Origin of the sequence: Cyanothece sp. BG0011, assembly GCF_003013815.1 — a bacterium.
Classification (GTDB): domain Bacteria; phylum Cyanobacteriota; class Cyanobacteriia; order Cyanobacteriales; family Microcystaceae; genus Crocosphaera.
In genome coordinates this window covers 114,662-133,554 of record NZ_PRLH01000137.1, presented here as the reverse complement: position 1 = coordinate 133,554, position 18,893 = coordinate 114,662, and the positions used below count along the sequence as shown (strand labels likewise).

Sequence of the window (18,893 nt, the reverse complement as noted above, 5' to 3'; positions counted from 1 at the left end):
AAAACTTGAAGATGAAATCAATAAACAAAATAATGAACAATTAAATAAAAATATTCTAACTTCTTCGACTTCTCAACCTTCAATTGATCAAACCTCATTACCTCCTAAAACTGTTAATACTCCTGCTAGTTTTTCATCAAATGGGATGGAACAATTAGAGAAATTGATTAAAGCGAGAGAAAATGGTTTTTTGACGGAAGAAGAATTTAAAGCAGCCAAAGCCAAATTATTAGGATTATAAAAAAATTTGAGGATTGTATTATGTTTGACTGGATTGATTTATTTCCCCCTTATCTCGCCTTTCCTAACCCTAATACTTATTATTTTAACTTTCTTTGCCATTTGTCTTAGAATTGCTCTATACCGCTATTTAGTGGATGCAGCGAAGAAAGTTAGAAGACTTTTGAATTATCAAGAAAGTCGTGGTAGTCAACCCAAAATCGTCGCTATCTTAGAAGAAAGATTTAAACAAGCCAGTTTAGTCTTAGAAAGAGTTAACACTGAAGCATTAGTAGATGGAGTTTATGATCAAGAAAAATTTCCTTTTTTCTGGACTTCATTATCTTGTGAAAAAATGGGACTATTTTTGTCGTATTTTTCCTAATCTATTATTAGCATTTGGATTATTTGGAACTTTCTTAGGTATTACTAGGAATTTATATAGCTTAAATGAAACCATTAGTAATATTGGAGTAGAAGCTGATAATTTTATTGATCAATTCCAAATCCCATTACAAAATATGGGAATTGCTTTTATTAGCAGCTTAATTGCATTAGCTTGTAGTTCTTTATTAACTTTAATTAATCTTCGTTGTAATACTACATCCGCTAAATACGCTTTAATTAGTTCCTTAGAAGACTATCTCGATAACATTTTACAACCCACTATAGAAGGTAAAACAAGACTTGATAAAGCCATTAATCGTATGGTCGATCAACAAAATGAATTCTTAACTAGATTTCATGAAAATGTTACTCAAGCTGTTAAATCATCTCTAGGAAGTGTCGCCCGATCAAATTGCAGAAGGAAACAAAGAAGCGACTAACTTAGCTAAACAAGTTTATGAACGTTTTACAGAAACTGCTGGAACATTAGATCGAGGTGCAGATACTTTTTATCAAGCATCTTTACGGTTAGAAAAACAAGTAAATTCTCTTAAAGATATTGTCCAACATGAGAATTTTGTTAAATATGCTCAAACGCTAGAAAATAGTTCAAACTCTTTTTTTAAAGCAGCTAATACAATTAACAATAGTAAATTTTCAGATAAATTAGTATCTGCTACTAATAATTTAGAAAATACTCAAGAGCAATTTTCTCAAACAATAATAATGGTTAGTGAATTAATTGAAAAAATAGAATCAACAATTACTAATCTTCAGCATTCCGTTACAGAAATTTCACAATTAGGTGGTCAAATTAATGAAGTTAATCAACAATCACGAGAATTAATTACCTTAAATAAAGAATCCCTAGAAAAAGAATCAACAGCATTACAAACTATCGGCGATCGCTTAATTAATAGTTTAGAAACTCAAACCAATAGTAACCAACAAAATAACCAATCTTTAATAGAATTACACCAACAATCACAACAACTGATAGAATTAAATAAAACGTCTCTAGAAAGAGAATCGACAGCATTACAAAATGTATGCGATCGCTTAATGAGTAGTTTAGAGAATCAAACGAATAGTACCTCTCAAAATTTAATGAACTTGGGAGATAGATTAACCAAAAATCTGATACAAGAAAATGGAAGAACTAACTATCAAGTTGAAATTATTGCCCGAAAAAGTAGAAAAATCAGCTTTAGCTTTAAAAGAAATTGAATCAATATTACAGCAACTTAACACAACCTTCACATCAAACAATAATCGTTCTCCTTTTGATAATCTAGGAAATTTTAATCTTTAAATAAACTATTAAAAAATTGCATTAATTTATGTCTAAAAGATACCGAAATATCAAAGAAATTGAAGAACTCAATGTATTTTCTTCTTTTGCTGATTTAATGTCTAATGCGTTTATGATCCTTAGCTTTTTATTACTAATTGCTTTTTTTCATGTTCTTAACTTAAATAAAAGATTACAATCAGCTTCTCCTATTATTATTGCTGAAAACTCAGGAAAGTTTCAATTTCCTTCGGGTAGTGCGGAATTAACCCCACAATTAAAACAATATCTTGTGACTGAAATTACACCAAACATTGAGAAAATTGTGGAAGAAAGAGACATTGATTTTATTCAAGTGATTGGTCATACTGATGGACAAGCTAATAATCAATATAGTAATCTAGATCAACACTTAGAAAAAGTTGCTAATGGTCAAGAATTTGTTAACATTTTAAACCCTGGATCAAATACTGATCTAGGATTAATGAGAGCCTTATCTGTTGTCCAAGAATTACAAAAAAAATCCTAATTTAAAAACCGTTGAATTAAGAGCTTATTCCGCAGCACAATTATATTTACCTACAGGAAAATTATCTTCTCCTGATCGTAACTCAGATCCAAGTAGAAGACGCATCGAAATACGTTTTATTCCTCCTGGACAAACACAATAATTAATTTTTCTAGAATTTCTGAGCATACTATTATTCAAATTGTAGAAATATGGTTTAAAAATTCTGCTTCAATAATTAGAGGACTTTTAGTCAATCCTTGATTAACAAATTTTTCTAATATTTCGGATGTCAATTAGATAAACATTGACTCTGATTAATTTTCCTATATCCTTCATTTTGTAGTTCATAAAAAGTAATTTTCTCATTTTTCCAAAACCAAACTTCTTTAATACCTATCGCTTGATATTTATTAAGATCATCAAGACTACCACTAGAAAAGATAACTTCAATCACTAAATCAGGAATATCTTTATCAGTATTGAAAGCAAAACTAACATCAGGTTCTTTCCTGCTAATGGTTTATTTTCTAACCGAGTAGAACCCATCGGAAAATAAAAGTAAATTAAACTTTCTACAATAGCAACTATTAAAATAGCAATGGTTTGAGCAATTCTTTCATAATTTTTGCTAGGGGACACTAAAGTAATGACTCCATTAAAATAAGAAATTCTATAACCTAAGTATTCTTCTGAATTAAATTGTTCATAATCTGTCCAAGTCATCCCTGCAAAACTAAGCGTTTGATCTTGTTTTTCAAGGTGTTCAATATTTAGGGGAATTTTGCATTGATTAACATAGTCTTTTTTTATATTGTTTCAATTGATGATTCTTGCTTATCAACAACAAAATAGTTAATTCCATTCAAAGGAATAGATTTATTTTGTTGTTGATAAGCAAGAATCATCAATTGAAACAATATAAAAAAAGACTATGTTAATCAATGCAAAATTTCCCCTAAATATTGAACACCTTGAAAAACAAGATCAAACGCTTAGTTTTGCAGGGATGACTTGGACAGATTATGAACAATTTAATTCAGAAGAATACTTAGGTTATAGAATTTCTTATTTTAATGGAGTCATTACTTTAGTGTCCCCTAGCAAAAATTATGAAAGAATTGCTCAAACCATTGCTATTTTAATAGTTGCTTATTGTAGAAAGTTTAATTTACTTTATTTTCCGATGGGTTCTACTCGGTTAGAAAATAAACCATTAGCAGGAAAAGAACCTGATGTTAGTTTTGCTTTCAATACTGATAAAGATATTCCTGATTTAGTGATTGAAGTTATCTTTTCTAGTGGTAGTCTTGATGATCTTAATAAATATCAAGCGATAGGTATTAAAGAAGTTTGGTTTTGGAAAAATGAGAAAATTACTTTTTATGAACTACAAAATGAAGGATATAGGAAAATTAATCAGAGTCAATGTTTATCTAATTTGACATCCGAAATATTAGAAAAATTTGTTAATCAAGGATTGACTAAAAGTCCTCTAATTATTGAAGCAGAATTTTTAAACCATATTTCTACAATTTGAATAATAGTATGCTCAGAAAATTCTAGAAAAATTAATTATTGTGTTTGTCCAGGAGGAATAAAACGTATTTCGATGCGTCTTCTACTTGGATCTGAGTTACGATCAGGAGAAGATAATTTTCCTGTAGGTAAATATAATTGTGCTGCGGAATAAGCTCTTAATTCAACGGTTTTTAAATTAGGATTTTTTTGTAATTCTTGGACAACAGATAAGGCTCTCATTAATCCTAGATCAGTATTTGATCCAGGGTTTAAAATGTTAACAAATTCTTGACCATTAGCAACTTTTTCTAAGTGTTGATCTAGATTACTATATTGATTATTAGCTTGTCCATCAGTATGACCAATCACTTGAATAAAATCAATGTCTCTTTCTTCCACAATTTTCTCAATGTTTGGTGTAATTTCAGTCACAAGATATTGTTTTAATTGTGGGGTTAATTCCGCACTACCCGAAGGAAATTGAAACTTTCCTGAGTTTTCAGCAATAATAATAGGAGAAGCTGATTGTAATCTTTTATTTAAGTTAAGAACATGAAAAAAAGCAATTAGTAATAAAAAGCTAAGGATCATAAACGCATTAGACATTAAATCAGCAAAAGAAGAAAATACATTGAGTTCTTCAATTTCTTTGATATTTCGGTATCTTTTAGACATAAATTAATGCAATTTTTAATAGTTTATTTAAAGATTAAAATTTCCTAGATTATCAAAAGGAGAACGATTATTGTTTGATGTGAAGGTTGTGTTAAGTTGCTGTAATATTGATTCAATTTCTTTTAAAGCTAAAGCTGATTTTTCTACTTTTTCGGCAATAATTTCAACTTGATAGTTAGTTCTTCCATTTTCTTGTATCAGATTTTTGGTTAATCTATCTCCCAAGTTCATTAAATTTTGAGAGGTACTATTCGTTTGATTCTCTAAACTACTCATTAAGCGATCGCATACATTTTGTAATGCTGTCGATTCTCTTTCTAGAGACGTTTTATTTAATTCTATCAGTTGTTGTGATTGTTGGTGTAATTCTATTAAAGATTGGTTATTTTGTTGGTTACTATTGGTTTGAGTTTCTAAACTATTAATTAAGCGATCGCCGATAGTTTGTAATGCTGTTGATTCTTTTTCTAGGGATTCTTTATTTAAGGTAATTAATTCTCGTGATTGTTGATTAACTTCATTAATTTGACCACCTAATTGTGAAATTTCTGTAACGGAATGCTGAAGATTAGTAATTGTTGATTCTATTTTTTCAATTAATTCACTAACCATTATTATTGTTTGAGAAAATTGCTCTTGAGTATTTTCTAAATTATTAGTAGCAGATACTAATTTATCTGAAAATTTACTATTGTTAATTGTATTAGCTGCTTTAAAAAAAGAGTTTGAACTATTTTCTAGCGTTTGAGCATATTTAACAAAATTCTCATGTTGGACAATATCTTTAAGAGAATTTACTTGTTTTTCTAACCGTAAAGATGCTTGATAAAAAGTATCTGCACCTCGATCTAATGTTCCAGCAGTTTCTGTAAAACGTTCATAAACTTGTTTAGCTAAGTTAGTCGCTTCTTTGTTTCCTTCTGCAATTTGATCGGCGACACTTCCTAGAGATGATTTAACAGCTTGAGTAACATTTTCATGAAATCTAGTTAAGAATTCATTTTGTTGATCGACCATACGATTAATGGCTTTATCAAGTCTTGTTTTACCTTCTATAGTGGGTTGTAAAATGTTATCGAGATAGTCTTCTAAGGAACTAATTAAAGCGTATTTAGCGGATGTAGTATTACAACGAAGATTAATTAAAGTTAATAAAGAACTACAAGCTAATGCAATTAAGCTGCTAATAAAAGCAATTCCCATATTTTGTAATGGGATTTGGAATTGATCAATAAAATTATCAGCTTCTACTCCAATATTACTAATGGTTTCATTTAAGCTATATAAATTCCTAGTAATACCTAAGAAAGTTCCAAATAATCCAAATGCTAATAATAGATTAGGAAAAATACGACAAAAATAGTCCCATTTTTCACAAGATAATGAAGTCCAGAAAAAAGGAAATTTTTCTTGATCATAAACTCCATCTACTAATGCTTCAGTGTTAACTCTTTCTAAGACTAAACTGGCTTGTTTAAATCTTTCTTCTAAGATAGCGACGATTTTGGGTTGACTACCACGACTTTCTTGATAATTCAAAAGTCTTCTAACTTTCTTCGCTGCATCCACTAAATAGCGGTATAGAGCAATTCTAAGACAAATGGCAAAGAAAGTTAAAATAATAAGTATTAGGGTTAGGAAAGCGAGATAAGGGGGAAATAAATCAATCCAGTCAAACATAATACAATCCTCAAATTTTTTTATAATCCTAATAATTTGGCTTTGGCTGCTTTAAATTCTTCTTCCGTCAAAAAACCATTTTCTCTCGCTTTAATCAATTTCTCTAATTGTTCCATCCCATTTGATGAAAAACTAGCAGGAGTATTAACAGTTTTAGGAGGTAATGAGGTTTGATCAATTGAAGGTTGAGAAGTCGAAGAAGTTAGAATATTTTTATTTAATTGTTCATTATTTTGTTTATTGATTTCATCTTCAAGTTTTCTTATAAATCGGGTAATTATTCCTTCTATTGCAGGTTTTTCTGTGGTTGCTCTTTGTCCAATTACTTTAGATTTATAGAAAAAATTAGGGTCATCCTCTGATAAATTTTCTACCATCATAACAAAGTTTTGAATTCTCGGATAATACTGATCTTGTATTAAATTTGGGTTGATTTTTATTTGAGAAACTGCCTGATCAAGTATCCTTTTTATTGTATTGGTAATGTCTTGACGAGAGGCTAATTGTTCTAAAGCTTCTCGCCAAGAATAACTTAAGGATGCTATATAATAATTACGACGAAGTTCGTCATAACATTCAAATTCATAACTAATCGTTTCCTGATTATACTCTAATAAACCTAGGGCAATACAAGGATAAAATATATATTCAATTTCTTCTATTATTTTAGCATCATTAGGAATAATATCAGTAAACATAATCTGATAATCATTATGTAAAATTCCCCTACTTACTTGTTGTTCATAAAAGCTTTTCATATGAGCTATATTATTAACAATTCTCAAGGGAAAACCAGCATATTCTGTAATAAATAAAATTTCATCTTCTGCTTGAATGGGTTTTAAGGCATTTTCAGGAATACCGATTTGATTGACTAACATATCTTTAAATTGTTTGATTTCTATATCATCACTTTGTTTAAATCCAATTAATTGACTTCTTTTTTCTTTACCATTATAGAAACGAGGATCGCTTAAATTAAGAGATAATAAAGGTTGAGAAGATTGTATAATTTGTTCTAATCTTCTGGAACGATCGGCAATAGAATAATTCTCTAGAAAACGTTTAATTACTGATTGAACTTGACTTAATCCTAGGGAACTAAATAACCTTTCTATAACTGAATCTGTTTTATGTTGTAGTTGAGATTGATCCACTAAATTAGTATTTAATAAGCTCAACAATGAGTCTCCAAAGCTTAATTCTTGAGCTAAATTTTGAGTTACTGAAACTAACTGCGATCGCGCACCATTATTAGGAATACAATCATCAATATCAGACTCAGGAAAAATCGCCTCTCCACTCATCTCATCTAAGTTTAATTGTCGTAATTCTTGTTCTTTATTTTCATAATATTTTATTAGTTGTTGTATTAATTCACTAAACCGATAAACTTGATTTAAACGAGTTGAAACATGATTTTGTAGTGCTTCAATAATGGTTAATGATTCATTATTAACAGCGACTTCAAAGTTATGTTGAATGACACCAGAAACCTCTCTAATACTGTTTAATACCACTTCTTGAATTTGTGTAAACTTTCGATTATTAAAGAAAGGTAATTTAGATTTTTGTTGAATATCTTCTATTTCTTGTTTTGTCTCTGACCAAATTTTTTCAATCGTTTCCTCTCCAGACATTCCTTTACTATCCTGTTTTTGCATTTCCAGGGTTCGTTGATATTGGGAGAGTGTGGTTTTTAATCCTTCGAGAAAACCTAAACTATTATTAATGGAAAAATCATGATTATTTGGGTTAAGAAGACTACCAATAAAGTCATCAATATCTTTACTAAGTTTATCCGTAACACTAGATTGATTATTTTTTAAATGGGTTAACCAAATACCTCGACTACTTTCTGTATTTCCATCTTGAACTTTACGAAATTCAGAACGAAAAGATCGAGGTAAATCTTGTTTTAAACTCTCAATTTCTTCTGCTTTTTCAAGCTCAATTTCTTCTAAAGATGTCTGCCATCTTTTTAGACTTTTATCAAAGCTTTTATTATTATTGTGCGTCACTTCTTTTAGTTTATTGGTAATACACTCTTCTTGAGTAATATCTGCTGTCCATTTTAATAAAAATGTTTCAATTAAAGTAGTAATATCTGGACTTTGGCCTATTCCTTCTAACCAAAAGTTAATTAACTTTAATGTGAGACGGTTTAAGGCAATTTGTACTAAGCGATCGCGGGTAAAATAAATCGCAGATAATCCAAAAGTAAGGTATTGTTGACACATCCCAAAAGGATGATCATCAGTTCTTAACATGGGATCTTTAAAGTTATTTCTTTGTCCTTGAAGTTTAGAAGATAATTCACTAGAAAACTCTAAAAATATCTTATAGGCAATAACATTACATAGTTTACCTTTTTGATTAATTTTATAATCTCCTGAGGTCTGATTTGAAACTAAATAAGTATAGTCAAAGGGGGGACGACTTTCTCGGATATTAACTTGATATTGTTGACTATAACAAGCTTGAAAAACTGTATTTTGACTCGTGTAATAATTGAGTTCTTTTAACGCTGCGTAGGTATTAGCATTCATAATTGGAGTATCTCCAAATAATGAGGGACTAATTACCAAATAACCAAAAATCTGACTATTTTTTTGATAAAGATTTCTGACAGTATAAGCAACATCTAAAAACAGTCCGCTTCCTGTCCCTCCACAGAGAGATCCGACAATAAAAATATCTAAACCTGGCTGAACATTTAAACCATTTTTGAGTAAAAATGCTTCATGTCCCATCGTTCTAGTTTCAGCACTATTAATGGCATTTTTTACTGCCATATAGTTATGAAAAAAGGCTAATCTTCCCACCGGTCGAATACCGTGCGCACCATCTTCTATTGCTGTTGTATGGCTTTTTAATCGGGGATCAAACCAACTTTCAATATGAGAGTAAGCTGATTCAAATAAAGGAGGATGTTCTAACTCATGTAATAAATTATCTACTGCTTGAGATGTCATAGTTGTAATCACTTTTTCTGCATCACGAAAAAGAATTTCTTCTCCATGATAAGTATTCCCAGTAGATAAGCCAGAACTATTAAATGAGTCTTTATCCGTATCGATTTGGACAAAACTAATAACGGGAAGTTGATCTAATCTTCCATATTTATCAATAATAAAGCGACGAATTCTCATTAAAACGTCTCTTCCTGTTCCCCCTAAACCAATACAAATAGTCCGTTTAATAGCACGGGTTTGTTGTTCTTGAATCATAATTCATTTCCTCATTATTTATTGATTAATGAAATAACAATATCAAAATCTTGATTATTTTTAAATGTGTTAGGACAGTTAAGCTTAATGGTTTGACTATTGAGTTTTGTTTTTTTGATAATTTCTTTTCCTCTATAGTAAATAGGAGCCTCTTTTGTTGGCTTCAAATATAATTGATTGCCTTGACGTTCTAAATATCCTCTAATTTCTTCTCCTGGACAATAAATTGACTTTAATCCTTGATCGCCAATGGTTATTTTTTGCTTATTTTTGAGGATACATTTTTGTTTTTCTCTATCTTCATCATCAGGAAATCTAACTTCTAAATTCCAAGGTTTCTGGAGACTCAAAAAATACTTAAGTCCTACTGCACTCCCTAAAATAAATATTAGCATAACCAAACTAGGAAGCCATAGCTGCTTAATGAGATAACTATTAACTAAACAAGTTTGTTTTCCTCCAGGAGTTGGGGTACAAAATTCTTGCACAGTAGGAGGAATATCAATGACACTTAACTGATAACTTTTGTTATTATTAGTAGTAATCGTTTGCGATCGCTTCTCTAAAGGTAAAGCATCAATCCAAGCTTGTCTTTCTTTGCTTTCTGGAGAATTTTTTTGACGAAACTTACTACTCGCTGGTGTCTCTTTCCAAATATCAGAAGAAATACCAGGAGCTTGTAATAAAGGAGCTTCAGTAATCCAAACAATCGATTGAGATTTGATCGGAATATTATCTGATAAGCGACATTGATTTAATCTAGCTAATTCTCGATAAACAAATAACTCAGCTTTTTGAATATCTGTGTTACGTAAACCCTCTTGATAAGCGGCAAAAATCTTATTAATAACCGCCTCAATATCTTCTGCTTTGTTCTTAAATTTAATAACCTCACCTAAAGAACTTTTTTGAGGATTTAAAGGGTTAACTTCAGCAGCAAACGGGACAATATAAACCGAATCTCCTGAACGTAAACTATCTTGTAAAATTTGACGTAAACGAGTGTTCCCTTCCTCATTAAAGTTGACACTTCCGGTTAAATCAATGGCGACAATAACATCTCGTCCTCGATGTAAGTATGTAATTAACTCTAGTCCAACTTTTTGCCAGGGGTTTAATGACTCTCCTGGCGTTATGGTGACACAAGAAGATTGGTTCATAAGCAACTGTATTCCTTATATTTATGATGACCAATTCTTGAAGGATTGACAACAATATTGTGGCGAATTATCTTCGAGGTGATTTGATCAAAACTGCACAAAACAGTTAACAGTAACTTCTCTTTTGAACCATCCCCAACCCCCAACCCTTCATTTTCCATAGCAAGATTTGTTCAGATTGTTAAGTTTATGGGATAATTTGTAACATAGATATTAAGATTTGCTTAAAGTACAGCAATGGCTGAACGACCCGAAGAAAAAACCCTAGCTGAACTCGCACCAGCTAACCACGAATGTCGTCTCTGTGGCTATGTATATGAGCCAGACAAAGGCGATGGCAAGGGAAACGTTCCCCCTGGAACTCCCTTTTCCGAACTCCCTGAAGGCTGGAAATGCCCCGTCTGTGGCGCAAAGCCCAACCAGTTCGTCAGTATTGGCGCAACCAATGCCCCCTCTGGGTTCCAAGAAAACCTAAATTATGGCTTTGGTGTCAATAATCTGACTCCTAATCAAAAAAATCTCCTAATTTTTGGGGGACTGGCTTTAGGGTTCCTGTTTTTCCTCAGTTTATACGGGTTAGGTTAACCCTTGACCTGAATGTTGTCTTAAACAGAGTTGACCAACCCGATCAAACTTTTATCAGTCTATTTACCTTGTGTTTATGAGAAAACTGAAACAATTTGTAATATTAATAGCCGTTTCCTTATTTTGCATTAGTTGCAGTCAAGTGCCGTCTACCCTCAATAACCCCTGGAAAACCCTTTCGTTGCAAACCGATGTCACCTTTGCCGACATTGCCTTTACCGATGATCCCGATCACGGTTGGTTAGTGGGGACAAAAGCCGCCCTCTTTGAAACCACCGACGGCGGAGATACCTGGGAAGAGCGGAAACTCGACCTCGGCGACGAAAAAGTTAGCTTCACTGGGGTCAGTTTCAACGGAGAGGAAGGTTGGATCACAGGAAAACCTGCTATCCTATTACATACCGAAGATGGTGGCGAAAACTGGTCCCGCATTCCCCTCAGTGAAAAACTTCCCGGTGCGCCGGATGGGGTGGTCGCCCTCGGCCCTGAAACGGCCGAAATGGTCACCAACTTAGGGGCGATTTACAAAACCGATAACGGGGGTAAAACCTGGAATGCTTTAGTTGAAGGAGCCGTAGGTGTGGCTCGCAATATTTCGCGATCGCCTGATGGTCGTTACGTCGCTGTTTCGGCACGGGGTAACTTCTATTCCACCTGGGAACCCGGACAAAGCGAATGGACCCCCCATAACCGCAACTCATCGAGAAGATTACAAGCAATGGGTTACAGTGAAGAAGGAGGTCTTTGGTTATTGGCCAGAGGCGGACAACTTCAATTTACTTCCCCAGAAGACTTAGAAGACTGGCAAGACGTGGTTTATCCTGAACCGTCTACCAGTTGGGGCTTACTAGACTTAGCCTATCGTACCCCCGAAGAAGTTTGGGTGGCCGGTGGCAGTGCCAACTTATTGGTAAGCTCTGATAAGGGGGAAACTTGGAAGAAAGATCGTGAGGTTGAAAGCGTACCATCTAACTTCTATAAAATCGTTTTTGTTAACCCAGAAAAAGGTTTTATTTTGGGACAAGATGGGATCTTGCTCAAATATGAACCCACATCACAAGCAGCTTAATACTTTTCTATTTAAGACTGTTTCGCAAATCGTAGTAGACTAGATTTTGCCATTCGTAATTAACTTTCAGAGGAGAAACTTAAAATGTCAGGTGTTACCGGAGAACGTCCATTTACCGATATTGTTACCAGTATTCGTTACTGGGTTATTCATAGCATCACCATCCCTATGTTATTTATCGCCGGTTGGCTATTTGTTAGCACCGGTTTAGCTTACGATGTGTTCGGGACTCCCCGTCCTGACCAGTATTTCACTCAAGAACGTCAAGAATTACCCATTATTCAAGACCGTTTTGAAGCCAAAAACCAAATCGAAGAATTTAATAAGTAGTTTAGTTTAGAAGAGGTTTAAAACAATGGTAAACAACGCCCCCAATCAGCCCACATCTTACCCCATTTTTACCGTAAGATGGTTAGCGGTTCATACCTTAGCCGTTCCTACTGTCTTTTTTGTCGGTGCGATCGCCGCTATGCAGTTCATCCAAAGATAGGAGTTTACTCATGGACAGAAATCAAAACCCCAACCGTCAACCTGTAGAATTGAACCGTACATCCTTATATTTAGGATTACTTTTAATCGCGGTTCTTGGTATTCTCTTTTCGAGCTATTTCTTTAACTAATTCATTTTTTTGGGTATTATCTAGGAGGTAAAATCATGTTCGCAGAAGGTAGAATTCCCCTTTGGCTAGTCGGTTTAATTGCTGGGATGGGAGCCATTTCCGTTCTTGGTCTCTTCTTCTACGGTGCTTATGCTGGTATCGGTTCCTCTATGTAGAAGCTGACTGTTGTTATCTGAAGTTGAAAACTTTAAGATGATTTTTCAATAACCGCCTGTTAACGATAATGGGCGGTGTTTTTCATGAACTATTGTTAAGAATCATAAATTAATGTTATGCTATAAGCATCATTAAAGTTGATTTCAATAAAAAAGCCCTTGTTTAAAATATCTCAACCCATTATTCGTTTTAAACAGAAAGAACTCGATATTCAAGACTTGTGTGGACTTTTAAAAATTTACGGGCGAATTGGTCAAAAAACACTCTTTTATAGATTTTATACAAGAATCGATCAAGTGTTTCTACTCTGGGGAATCATCACAGGGGTTATTTTTGCGACGGCTCATTTTTTTCCTATTAGTTGGCATTTGCAAGCCATCCTCTGGTCTATCCTTACCCTAGTCGGCAGTGTTATCATGGCCGGTTTAACTCATTTCTGGGTTAAGGTTGAGCAATTACGCTGGATAGTTTACTTTTGGATAGGATTAATGATCATGGGGTTAGTCCTCACCGATATGGGTATTTTTGGGGGAATTGGGATTATTTTAATCAATCTCTGTCCTCTCTGGTTAGGATTAACGGCCATTGGCTATGTTGTCATGGGAATCGGAATGAGTTCACAAACGTTTATGATCACTGGATTGATTCATTTATTCGCAATACAATTGTTAACCTATTTCGTTCAATGGCAATTCCTTTTTACTGGGTTCGTCATGGCTAGTTGTTTATTCTTATTAGCAGAATTACAATGGGATATGCGACCCCCATAGAGTCTCCAGTATTGACCCCAGAAGAAAGAGAATTTAATCGTCAGCAAAATATCTTACGTCAGTCTTAATTTCCTCTGAAAATCTAGCATGAGTATTTAAGCTTATTGGCTTTTTTAAGGTTAATTTAAGAATTGGATCAAATTTTCTTGTCTAACATAAAAGTATCAGAGATAACCCTATACTCATAAAAATGTTTTCTTTTTTACCAATCAAAGAAAATTAATGTAGATATAAAACTTAAAAACAGTCTTATGATTGAGAGGTTAGGAGGTTCGCTATTAACTCCTATTAATTTCTTGCTGAAGGAGAACTGCGTCAAGTTAAGAAAACTTTTTAAAAGCGATCAAAATAGCTGTTTTATCGGTTCTTTCTCCTATAGGGTAAATCATAGTTTGCCGGTTTTTGTAGTTTCCCGACTTAACGTTGTGTTGATCGTGAAATTAAAGTTTCATGTTGAATAGTGTGAGACCAACGGCCACCAGATAGCATCTAAATTTCATCCCTATCGGTTATTAACGGTGGGGATGTCTTATCATTAAATAAATTAATTCATAATTAATAAAAAAAACCTGTGTAACTAATTAATATGAAACTTAAACGCTTATCCATAACATTGCTGAGTCTAAGTTTAATTTTTTTTACTATTCCTTTAACTGAAAAAATAACTTGGGGACAAACGAATGTCAACGCACAAATCGACCAATTAATCCAAGACTCCAAACAACAGGCCCAACAAGGAGAAAGCTTAGAAGCCATAGCAAGCCTTCAACAGTTACTAACCCTTGTACAACAAGAAAATAACCAAGAATTAGAAGCTTGGTCTTGGTTAGGATTAGGATTTAATCATAGTCAAATTCAAGAATATCCCCAAGCTTTAGAAAGTTATAAACAAGCATTAACCATTTATCAGGAAATCAATAATCTTTCTGGGGTAGCCACCTCTCTCAGTAATATGGGTAACGTTTATGTCAATATGGGAAAAGCTGCTGATGCGATCAATTATTATCAACAAGCATTAAAAGTTTATACAGAAATGGGAGATACTTCGGGAATTGAAAAGACCCAAAATCATATTGATGAAGTCAACGAACGACTAAGATAAGGATTAATCTAAGGACAAGGTTCAACAGTCCAACTATCAGGAGAATCCCCTCTACGACAAGACTGTTGACGACCTACTTCTTGTAAACGCCATTGACCAACAGATTGATCAAATTCAAACTTTAATCGATAACGTAACCCCTTAACCGAGTCATCTGGTAAATTCATTTGAGTTAAAAGAACTGTTTGCTTAAATCCGTCCTTTTCCATCACTTCGGTTTCTTGGGAAAAATTACCCTCAACCGGTTCTTGATTACCAAATAAACTTAATGTTATGACTTCTGGGTCATCTCCTGTTAATTCTCCATCAACTTCTGCTAAATTAATCGGTTGATAGGCATCTTCCGTTGAATTCATGGTTTCAGGAGTACATCCCAGAGATAGTAAGCTGAAACTGAGACTGATGGTTAAAATAGGCAATGGTTTCTTTGTTTTTATCATGAGTTTTCTGGTTAACTAATTTTGAGTTGATCTCCGACACTCTGTTTTACTAACATATTTGGCTCAATATAATAACGACTCTAAGAGAAATAATCAAGAATGACCACTTATCCCAATCCCAATACAGTTTATCCTTTAAACAACTATCAGCGTCTTTGTTTTCTTAAGAATATTATTAAAAATCCTAATATTATTGTCGGAGACTTTACCTATTACGATGACTTTGATAACCCTGGGAACTTTGAAAAAAATGTGTTATATCATTTTGATTTTATTGGGGATAGATTAATTATCGGAAAATTTTGCGCCATTGCCAGCGATGTAAAATTTATTATGAATGGGGGAAACCATCCCCTTAACTATTTTACAACTTATCCCTTTTCAATTTTTGGTCACGCTTGGGAGAATACCATGTCTGTCGAAGGAACATCTAAAGGAGATACCGTCATCGGTAATGATGTTTGGTTAGGTTATAAGGCTTCAATCATGCCTGGTGTTAACATTGGAGATGGAGCAATTATTGCCGCCCATTCCGTCGTCACAAAAGATGTTGAACCTTATACCATAGTCGGCGGAAATCCAGCGAAACTGATTAGAAAACGCTTTAATGATGAAGTGATTGAAATATTATTAATAATGAAGTGGTGGGATTGGCCGATTGAGAAAATTACTAACAATATTTCTATTTTATGCAGCAATAATATAGAAGCGTTGAAATCTTTGACTTTTTAACTTATCGAACAGAAGCGTTATACTAATAGTAGCTAATTGTTCAATGAATAATTGATAACTGATTGCTAATAGTGGCATTATGCCAATAGGAAAGGCTAAAATGTTGTAGATAGATTGTTGTACTTGCATCGCTGAAATTGAATAAATGCTCACTGCAAACCGTGAACTCGCATCAAACAAGATCATAAAAACGATCTAAAATAGTGTTTTGTTTACAATAGTTTGCTAAAGTAACTACTAAGCCTATCACTCAACCATTACCCACAAACAAGCGAAACTAACGATCTATGCCAGGTGACTACTACGATATTCTTGGGGTTGACCGTAACGCCAGTAAAGAAGATTTAAAAAAAGCTTATCGCCGTCTCGCGCGAAAATATCATCCTGATGTTAACAAAGAACCAGGAGCAGAAGAACGGTTTAAAGAAATTAACCGCGCCTACGAAGTATTATCCGAACCAGAAACCCGAAATCGTTATGATCAGTTTGGAGAAGCAGGAGTCAGTGGTGCCGGAGGCTTCAACTATGGCGATATGGGTGACATGGGCGGTTTTGCCGATATTTTTGAAACCATTTTCAGTGGTTTTGGGGGCGGTATGGGAACCGGTGGAACCCGTCGTCGTACGGGACCGACAAAAGGAGATGATCTACGCCTCGATCTGAAACTAGACTTCCGAGAAGCCGTTTTCGGAGGAGAAAAAGAGATCCGCATTCCCCATTTAGAAACCTGTCAAGTGTGTAAAGGAGATGGGGCAAAACCTGGAACGGGCGCAAAAACCTGTTCAACTTGTAATGGACAAGGCCAAGTTCGTCGCGCGACTCGTACCCCTTTCGGTAGTTTTGCTCAAGTATCTGCTTGTCCTGCTTGTAACGGTCAAGGACAAGTGATTGAAGAAAAATGCGAAGTCTGTAACGGGGCCGGACGTAGACAAGTTACAGAAAAAGTAAAAATAACCATTCCTGCCGGGGTGGATGATGGAACCCGTCTGAGAGTCTCTAGAAAAGGGGATGCAGGGTTACGGGGCGGTCCAGCAGGGGATTTATACGTTTACTTGTATGTTGAACCGGATAGGGTCTTTACCCGTGACAAAATGAACATCCTTTCGGAGATCACTATCAGTTATCTCCAAGCAATTTTAGGATGTACTGTAACAGTGGATACGGTGGATGGAGAACAAGAATTGACCATTCCTGCAGGAACTCAACCCAATACTGTCCTCACCCTAGAAAATTTAGGGGTTCCAAAATTAGGTAATGATGCGATTCGGGGGGATCATTTGATTACCGTCAAAGTGGACATTCCCACTCGCATTAACTCAGAAGAGCGAGAATTACTAGAAAAGTTAGCTCACATTAAAGGCCAAAGTCACGGCAAAGGGGGACTCGAAGGGTTTTTAGGGAGTTTATTTCATAAATGAAGCCTTCAAGCTCTGATACAGCTTTATTGGATCTGCGGGGAACCCCTTGCCCCATCAATTTTGTTCGCACTAAACTCAAATTAGAACAAATGTCCCCTGGTTCATTGTTGGAAGTGTGGTTAGATCCAGGGGAACCCATCGAACAAGTCCCCGATAGTTTAACCATGGAAGGATACCAGGTGGAAACCATTGATGAACGTCAGGGGTTCTTCTCCCTTAAAGTGCGTCGTCCTTAATGAAAATTAGTGATCCGTAGGGGCTTAATAATATTAATACCAATTTGCGAAACTTAAGCTACACATTTTCGTAGGGGTCAACGGCCGTTGACCCCTACATAATTGACATCTATAGTCTCAGTTATTGAAAATAGTATAAGCCCCTACTGGGGTTGAAAAAAATTAAATTTTGATCGATTCTTTTTGATATAGTTAGACCTTCTTTCTACAATAAAAATAAATTTCTACTGCTAAAACCATGATCAATGCTCAAACTAAAATTATCTTAGATCAATGGATTCCTACTAAATGGGAGGATTTCCTTAACATTATTGGTGATCCCGTCAATGAAAAGCGAAAAGCTTATTATTATCATCATCACATGAGGTTAGAAATGTTACCAGTTGGATTTGATCATAGCAAAGATCATTCATTAATTAGTCTTGCCATTAATTTATTGGGTATCGTTGATAGTCTTCCTATCAATTTATTAGATAATTGTTCTTTTCGTAAAGCTGATATAAAAGAATTTCAGCCTAATATTGCTGCCTACACGGGAGAAAAAGCAAACATCATTCCATCAGGGACAAATATTGTAAATTTGAATCAGTATTCACCCCCTGATTTAGTCGTAGAAATTGCCAAGACTAGCTTTCTTGATGATATTGGGACAAAGCGATCGCTCTATGAATCATTAGATATTAAAGAATATTGGGTAGTTGATGTTAATAATTGTCAGATTATTGCTTATAGTTTAGAATCACAAGGATCTTACAAAATAGAATCATCTCACGTATTTTCTGGATTAAAATTAGCTATCTTAGAAGAGGCCTTACATAAAAGTCGTCAAGAAGCTCAGTCCACTGTAGGACAATGGTTAATGACAGAATTTCAAAAATAAGTATACAATTTAATTTTTTATGGATTGTTACATTCTCAAGTTTCTTCATAAATGAAAAGGCTTTAAACCTATTTTGAATAATAAACATTGTAGGGGTCAAGGGCCGTTGACCCCTACAAGAATGTACAGTTAGGCGGTATCATAAGCCCATGCACTACCCACCCGACAAGACTGTTTAGGCTAAAATAGGGCAATAGATTCAAGAATGTTATCT

At 34.2% G+C, this 18,893-nt stretch carries 23 protein-coding genes and 2 pseudogenes; 18 read left to right on the top strand and 7 right to left on the bottom strand.

Annotated elements, in window-relative coordinates; genetic code table 11:
* From C4E06_RS16940 to C4E06_RS16920, 5 genes and pseudogenes are all read left to right on the top strand, one after another.
* Window positions 1–241: SHOCT domain-containing protein (locus C4E06_RS16940; protein WP_198648766.1), on the top strand; the 241-nt coding region annotated here is incomplete at its 5' end.
* 24 nt (window positions 242–265) lie between these two features.
* Entirely contained in the window at window positions 266–604 is a 339-nt protein-coding gene (locus C4E06_RS27365) for a hypothetical protein (RefSeq protein ID WP_157951176.1), read from the top strand.
* On the top strand, window positions 567–1,046 hold the full coding sequence (locus C4E06_RS16930; protein WP_107669110.1) for a hypothetical protein: 480 nt from the start codon (window positions 567–569) through the stop codon (window positions 1,044–1,046). The genes C4E06_RS27365 and C4E06_RS16930 overlap by 38 nt, the downstream gene beginning before the upstream one ends.
* Window positions 1,003–1,833 carry a hypothetical protein gene (locus C4E06_RS16925; protein ID WP_107669109.1) on the top strand — a complete coding sequence of 277 codons (831 nt, stop codon included), beginning with the start codon at window positions 1,003–1,005 and terminating at the stop codon, window positions 1,831–1,833. The genes C4E06_RS16930 and C4E06_RS16925 overlap by 44 nt, the downstream gene beginning before the upstream one ends.
* Before the next feature lie 113 nt (window positions 1,834–1,946).
* Window positions 1,947–2,568 (top strand): annotated as a pseudogene (locus C4E06_RS16920) (hypothetical protein).
* 129 nt (window positions 2,569–2,697) lie between these two features.
* Here the strand turns inward: C4E06_RS16920 and C4E06_RS29605 are convergent.
* Together C4E06_RS29605 and C4E06_RS28115 are read right to left on the bottom strand one after the other, a co-directional pair.
* Window positions 2,698–2,862: a hypothetical protein gene (locus C4E06_RS29605; RefSeq protein ID WP_370051346.1), complete on the bottom strand. Its 165-nt coding sequence runs from the start codon at window positions 2,860–2,862 to the stop codon at window positions 2,698–2,700.
* Window positions 2,862–3,131: a hypothetical protein gene (locus tag C4E06_RS28115; RefSeq protein ID WP_198648765.1), complete on the bottom strand. Its 270-nt coding sequence runs from the start codon at window positions 3,129–3,131 to the stop codon at window positions 2,862–2,864. The genes C4E06_RS29605 and C4E06_RS28115 overlap by 1 nt, the downstream gene beginning before the upstream one ends.
* Window positions 3,132–3,339: 208 nt before the next feature.
* Here C4E06_RS28115 and C4E06_RS16910 point away from each other — a divergent pair, with 208 nt between their 5' ends.
* Window positions 3,340–3,945, top strand: coding sequence for a Uma2 family endonuclease (locus C4E06_RS16910; RefSeq protein WP_107667770.1), 606 nt, complete (start codon window positions 3,340–3,342; stop codon window positions 3,943–3,945).
* A gap of 35 nt (window positions 3,946–3,980) precedes the next feature.
* On the opposite strand, the gene C4E06_RS16905 is transcribed toward C4E06_RS16910, so the two are convergent.
* From C4E06_RS16905 to C4E06_RS16890, 4 genes are read right to left on the bottom strand one after another with little or no spacing between them, the layout of a single operon-like run.
* A complete protein-coding gene (locus C4E06_RS16905; RefSeq protein ID WP_107667771.1) occupies window positions 3,981–4,601 on the bottom strand; it encodes an OmpA family protein in 621 nt (206 codons plus the stop codon).
* A 27-nt stretch (window positions 4,602–4,628) separates the two neighbouring features.
* Window positions 4,629–6,281, bottom strand: a complete 1,653-nt coding sequence (locus tag C4E06_RS16900; protein WP_107669108.1) for a hypothetical protein — start codon at window positions 6,279–6,281, stop codon at window positions 4,629–4,631.
* Window positions 6,282–6,301: 20 nt separating this feature from the next.
* Complete coding sequence (locus tag C4E06_RS16895) at window positions 6,302–9,511, bottom strand: tubulin-like doman-containing protein (RefSeq protein WP_107669107.1); 3,210 nt, start codon at window positions 9,509–9,511, stop codon at window positions 6,302–6,304.
* Window positions 9,512–9,525: 14 nt separating this feature from the next.
* Window positions 9,526–10,671 (bottom strand): VWA domain-containing protein, encoded by a 1,146-nt coding sequence (locus C4E06_RS16890; protein ID WP_107669106.1) that lies wholly within the window; start codon window positions 10,669–10,671, stop codon window positions 9,526–9,528.
* 237 nt (window positions 10,672–10,908) lie between these two features.
* Here C4E06_RS16890 and C4E06_RS16885 point away from each other — a divergent pair, with 237 nt between their 5' ends.
* From C4E06_RS16885 to C4E06_RS16850, 8 genes and pseudogenes are all read left to right on the top strand, one after another.
* On the top strand, window positions 10,909–11,256 hold the full coding sequence (locus C4E06_RS16885; RefSeq protein ID WP_107669105.1) for a rubredoxin: 348 nt from the start codon (window positions 10,909–10,911) through the stop codon (window positions 11,254–11,256).
* A 76-nt stretch (window positions 11,257–11,332) separates the two neighbouring features.
* Window positions 11,333–12,325 (top strand): photosynthesis system II assembly factor Ycf48, encoded by a 993-nt coding sequence (locus C4E06_RS16880; RefSeq protein WP_107669104.1) that lies wholly within the window; start codon window positions 11,333–11,335, stop codon window positions 12,323–12,325.
* An 84-nt stretch (window positions 12,326–12,409) separates the two neighbouring features.
* On the top strand, window positions 12,410–12,655 hold the full coding sequence (gene psbE / locus C4E06_RS16875; RefSeq protein WP_107669103.1) for a cytochrome b559 subunit alpha: 246 nt from the start codon (window positions 12,410–12,412) through the stop codon (window positions 12,653–12,655).
* Between the two features lie 25 nt (window positions 12,656–12,680).
* A complete protein-coding gene (gene psbF / locus C4E06_RS16870; protein ID WP_087591155.1) occupies window positions 12,681–12,815 on the top strand; it encodes a cytochrome b559 subunit beta in 135 nt (44 codons plus the stop codon).
* A 10-nt stretch (window positions 12,816–12,825) separates the two neighbouring features.
* A complete protein-coding gene (locus C4E06_RS16865) occupies window positions 12,826–12,945 on the top strand; it encodes a photosystem II reaction center protein L (RefSeq protein WP_009544126.1) in 120 nt (39 codons plus the stop codon).
* A 35-nt stretch (window positions 12,946–12,980) separates the two neighbouring features.
* On the top strand, window positions 12,981–13,100 hold the full coding sequence (locus C4E06_RS16860) for a photosystem II reaction center protein J (RefSeq protein WP_008276016.1): 120 nt from the start codon (window positions 12,981–12,983) through the stop codon (window positions 13,098–13,100).
* A 159-nt stretch (window positions 13,101–13,259) separates the two neighbouring features.
* Window positions 13,260–13,939: pseudogene (locus C4E06_RS16855) on the top strand (hypothetical protein).
* A gap of 518 nt (window positions 13,940–14,457) precedes the next feature.
* Entirely contained in the window at window positions 14,458–14,973 is a 516-nt protein-coding gene (locus tag C4E06_RS16850) for a tetratricopeptide repeat protein (RefSeq protein WP_107669102.1), read from the top strand.
* A gap of 8 nt (window positions 14,974–14,981) precedes the next feature.
* Here C4E06_RS16850 and C4E06_RS16845 read toward each other — a convergent pair whose 3' ends face one another.
* Window positions 14,982–15,413, bottom strand: a complete 432-nt coding sequence (locus C4E06_RS16845) for a hypothetical protein (protein WP_107669101.1) — start codon at window positions 15,411–15,413, stop codon at window positions 14,982–14,984.
* A 99-nt stretch (window positions 15,414–15,512) separates the two neighbouring features.
* Between C4E06_RS16845 and C4E06_RS16840 the strand changes: the two genes are divergently transcribed.
* From C4E06_RS16840 to C4E06_RS16825, 4 genes are all read left to right on the top strand, one after another.
* Window positions 15,513–16,145 (top strand): CatB-related O-acetyltransferase, encoded by a 633-nt coding sequence (locus C4E06_RS16840; protein WP_107669100.1) that lies wholly within the window; start codon window positions 15,513–15,515, stop codon window positions 16,143–16,145.
* Between the two features lie 287 nt (window positions 16,146–16,432).
* Complete coding sequence (gene dnaJ / locus C4E06_RS16835; protein ID WP_107669099.1) at window positions 16,433–17,563, top strand: molecular chaperone DnaJ; 1,131 nt, start codon at window positions 16,433–16,435, stop codon at window positions 17,561–17,563.
* A complete protein-coding gene (locus C4E06_RS16830) occupies window positions 17,560–17,799 on the top strand; it encodes a sulfurtransferase TusA family protein (protein ID WP_107669098.1) in 240 nt (79 codons plus the stop codon). Before dnaJ ends, C4E06_RS16830 begins: the two co-directional genes overlap by 4 nt.
* A 238-nt stretch (window positions 17,800–18,037) precedes the next feature.
* Complete coding sequence (locus tag C4E06_RS16825) at window positions 18,038–18,679, top strand: Uma2 family endonuclease (protein ID WP_107669097.1); 642 nt, start codon at window positions 18,038–18,040, stop codon at window positions 18,677–18,679.
* Window positions 18,680–18,893 lie beyond the last annotated feature (214 nt).

Excerpts from the sequence above, each read along its gene's own strand:
- C4E06_RS16905 (WP_107667771.1), bottom strand. The coding sequence starts at position 4,601 with ATGTCTAAAAGATACCGAAATATCAAAGAAATTGAAGAACTCAATGTA.
- dnaJ (WP_107669099.1), top strand. The coding sequence starts at position 16,433 with ATGCCAGGTGACTACTACGATATTCTTGGGGTTGACCGTAACGCCAGT.
- C4E06_RS16900 (WP_107669108.1), bottom strand. The coding sequence starts at position 6,281 with ATGTTTGACTGGATTGATTTATTTCCCCCTTATCTCGCTTTCCTAACC.
- C4E06_RS16830 (WP_107669098.1), top strand. The coding sequence starts at position 17,560 with ATGAAGCCTTCAAGCTCTGATACAGCTTTATTGGATCTGCGGGGAACC.
- C4E06_RS16845 (WP_107669101.1), bottom strand. The coding sequence starts at position 15,413 with ATGATAAAAACAAAGAAACCATTGCCTATTTTAACCATCAGTCTCAGT.
- C4E06_RS16880 (WP_107669104.1), top strand. The coding sequence starts at position 11,333 with ATGAGAAAACTGAAACAATTTGTAATATTAATAGCCGTTTCCTTATTT.
- C4E06_RS16825 (WP_107669097.1), top strand. The coding sequence starts at position 18,038 with ATGATCAATGCTCAAACTAAAATTATCTTAGATCAATGGATTCCTACT.
- C4E06_RS16850 (WP_107669102.1), top strand. The coding sequence starts at position 14,458 with ATGAAACTTAAACGCTTATCCATAACATTGCTGAGTCTAAGTTTAATT.
- psbE (WP_107669103.1), top strand. The coding sequence starts at position 12,410 with ATGTCAGGTGTTACCGGAGAACGTCCATTTACCGATATTGTTACCAGT.
- C4E06_RS16840 (WP_107669100.1), top strand. The coding sequence starts at position 15,513 with ATGACCACTTATCCCAATCCCAATACAGTTTATCCTTTAAACAACTAT.
- C4E06_RS16910 (WP_107667770.1), top strand. The coding sequence starts at position 3,340 with ATGTTAATCAATGCAAAATTTCCCCTAAATATTGAACACCTTGAAAAA.
- C4E06_RS16860 (WP_008276016.1), top strand. The coding sequence starts at position 12,981 with ATGTTCGCAGAAGGTAGAATTCCCCTTTGGCTAGTCGGTTTAATTGCT.
- psbF (WP_087591155.1), top strand. The coding sequence starts at position 12,681 with ATGGTAAACAACGCCCCCAATCAGCCCACATCTTACCCCATTTTTACC.
- C4E06_RS16865 (WP_009544126.1), top strand. The coding sequence starts at position 12,826 with ATGGACAGAAATCAAAACCCCAACCGTCAACCTGTAGAATTGAACCGT.
- C4E06_RS16890 (WP_107669106.1), bottom strand. The coding sequence starts at position 10,671 with ATGAACCAATCTTCTTGTGTCACCATAACGCCAGGAGAGTCATTAAAC.
- C4E06_RS28115 (WP_198648765.1), bottom strand. The coding sequence starts at position 3,131 with ATGACTTGGACAGATTATGAACAATTTAATTCAGAAGAATACTTAGGT.
- C4E06_RS16885 (WP_107669105.1), top strand. The coding sequence starts at position 10,909 with ATGGCTGAACGACCCGAAGAAAAAACCCTAGCTGAACTCGCACCAGCT.
- C4E06_RS16895 (WP_107669107.1), bottom strand. The coding sequence starts at position 9,511 with ATGATTCAAGAACAACAAACCCGTGCTATTAAACGGACTATTTGTATT.